This is a genomic window from Ruegeria sp. CK2 (assembly GCF_056536585.1).
Window position 1 is genome coordinate 1 of record NZ_JBQFPW010000051.1, and the last position, 2,804, is coordinate 2,804.

The window sequence follows — 2,804 nt, forward strand, 5'->3', positions numbered from 1 at the left end:
GTTGCCAATCCGGCGGGGTCAGGCACGTTTGAATGCGGCGGCAGCGCGACGGTCACGCAGGATCTAAGCCCGCCCGCCGGGCAGGCGTTGGTTGTCAGAACGACGGACCAGGTCAGCATCAACGTGACGAACAACGAGGAGGCGATGCGACTGAGCAACTCAGCGGGAGATGGCGGTATCACCTTCACGGATAACTATGCCTCGACCTTCACCGGCGCCGCCGGCGGAATTTTTGCGGTGAACTTTGGCACTGGTTCACTATCGATAACGACTAATGGGCAAGTCACCGCCGAGGCAGATGTAGGGATGGCGTTGTCCAACAACACTTCGGGGACGGATCTGACCGTCTCCACTGCTTCGGTGAGTGGAACTACGGGGCTTCAAATCTTCAATTCTGGCAGTGGTGCGCTGTCGGTGACGTCTACCGGACAAGTCACGGGCACGAATGACGACGGGATTTTTGCGGAGAACAGGTCTACCGGCACGGATCTGACGATCACCACGGCGGCGGTGTCGGGTAATCGGGGAGGCATCTGGGCTCGAAACTTTGGCAGTGGTGCGTTGACGGTGACAGCGACCGGAGATGTCAAGGACGGAGATAGTTTTGGGATCCGCGCGGAAAGTTTTGGCAGTGGTCCTGTTTCGATCACGGCGGCAGCGGTTTCCGGTGACCGAAATGGGATTCTTGCGCGGAACTCAGGTGCCGGGGACTTGTCGGTGACAGCGGCCGGCGATGTCACGGGAACCAATGACAGCGGGATTGAAGCATTAAACACTTCTGCGGGCGCCGACGTCACGATCACGGCGGCGGCGGTGTCGGGTGGTAATAACGGGATTTACGCGCGGAACTTAGGTACCGGGGATTTGTCGGTGACAGCCACCGGGGCCGTCACGGGAACGGATCGCTATGGGGTTGGGGTTAATGCAGCGAACAGTTCTACCGGCACGGATCTGACGATCTCGGCCGCAAAGGTCAGCGGAAACATAGTAGGTATTGGCGCAGTGAACTACGGCAATGGCGCGTTGTCGGTGACGGCCACCGGGGATGTCACGGGCGTTACCGGAGAAGGAATTTTTGCGCAAAACCGATCGAGTTCGGGAACAGATGTGACGATCTCGACGGCGGCCGTCAGTGGGAGAACGAACGGGGTTTTTGCGCAAAACTTAGGCACTGGCGCGTTCACTGTGATATCCACCGGAGATGTCGCTGGCTATTATCGCGACGGTATTGATGCGTATAACTCTGTTTCAGGTACGGACCTAACGATCACGGCAACAGCGGTCAGCGGCGCGACCCATGGAATGGAGGTACTCAATGCCGGCACTGGCGAGTTATCGATAACAACAACCGGCGATGTCGCCAGCTCGGGTGGCACTGGTATTTCTGCGGTTAACAACGGCACGGACCTGACGATTACGGCGGCAGCGGTTTCAGGCGGTGATAACGGGATTTCCGCAACAAACGATGGTACTGGAGCCTTGTCGATAACGTCAACGGCAGCTGTCACGGGTTCCAGCGGGGATGGGATTTTCGCGCAGAACAATTCGGGCACAGACCTGACGGTAACGACGGCGGCGGTGTCGGGTGGCCAAAGAGGGATCAGGGCCCGAAACTACGGCAATGGGGTGGTGTCGGTAGCCACGACCGGCCATGTCACGGGCTATGATGGTCACGGCATCTCTGTCTATAATTCTTCCTCGGGCACGGATATGACGATCACGGCAGCGACGGTTAGCGGCGGTGATAACGGGATTTTTGCAAGTAGCGATGGCACCGGTGCGCTGTCCATAACAACAACCGGCGAAGTTACAAGCTCCGATGGTATCGGGATTTTTGCGACCAACTCTACCTCGAGCACGGATATGACGATCACGGCAGCTGTGGTTGACAGCGGTGACCGCGGGATTTTTGGGCAAAACTCTGGAACTGGTGCGTTATCTATAACAACGACTGGCGATGTTACAGCTAACAATGGTTTTGGGATTTTTGCGCAAAACACGGGCTCGGACCTGACGGTTGCGTCGGCGACGGTTAGCGGTGGTGATGTCGGAATTCGCGCACGAAACTCTGGCAGTGGAGCGTTGACGGTGACAACGTCTGGCGCTGTCACGGGATCTGGCGATACTGGGATTGAGGCGTTTAATTCTTCTGCGGGCACGGATCTGACGATCACGGCGGCGGCGGTTTCAGGTGACACGCGTGGTGTGTCTGCCGAAAACTTCGGCACTGGCGCTTTGACGGTAACAACGACAGGCGCTGTCACAGGTGAGAGCGGTACCGGGATTTATGCGTTTCTAGGCAATTTCACACCTGAGGGCGCGGACCTGACGATCACGGCGGCGGAGGTCTCGGGGGGTCAAAACGGGATTAATGCGGTGAATGTTGGCAATGGCGACGTGTCGGTGACGACGACGGGGCCTGTGACGGGATCGACGCAGCACGGGATAGTCGCAGTCGCCTTAGGTAGTGGTGGGGCCAGCGTTGTTGCGCAGGGCGATGTCACGGCGTCTGGTGTGAACGTGCATGGGGTGCTTGGACATGGTCGCTTCGGTGGTGCCGAGGTGACCCTGTCGGGCAGCGTGCAGGGCGGCTCCGGTACGGGTGCGGGGGTGTGGCTCGGTGGAGTAGATGGGACGTCAAACACGCTGAATGTAGAGGCCACGGGATCGGTCTCCGCGCTGTCGGGTCTGGCGGTCCGGGGTGGCAACGGGGATGACGTGGTGAACATCGCGGGCCTGATCACCGGCAGTGTCGATCTGGGGGACGGGCGCAACAGGGTTAACATCCTCTCCGGCGGCCGCCT

The 2,804-nt window shown here is 59.2% G+C and carries 1 protein-coding gene; it reads left to right on the forward strand.

What is annotated here, in order from left to right; all coding sequences use genetic code 11:
- On the forward strand, nt 1–2,804 hold a 2,804-nt coding region (locus ACR0BU_RS24615; protein ID WP_480739561.1), incomplete at both ends, for a beta strand repeat-containing protein.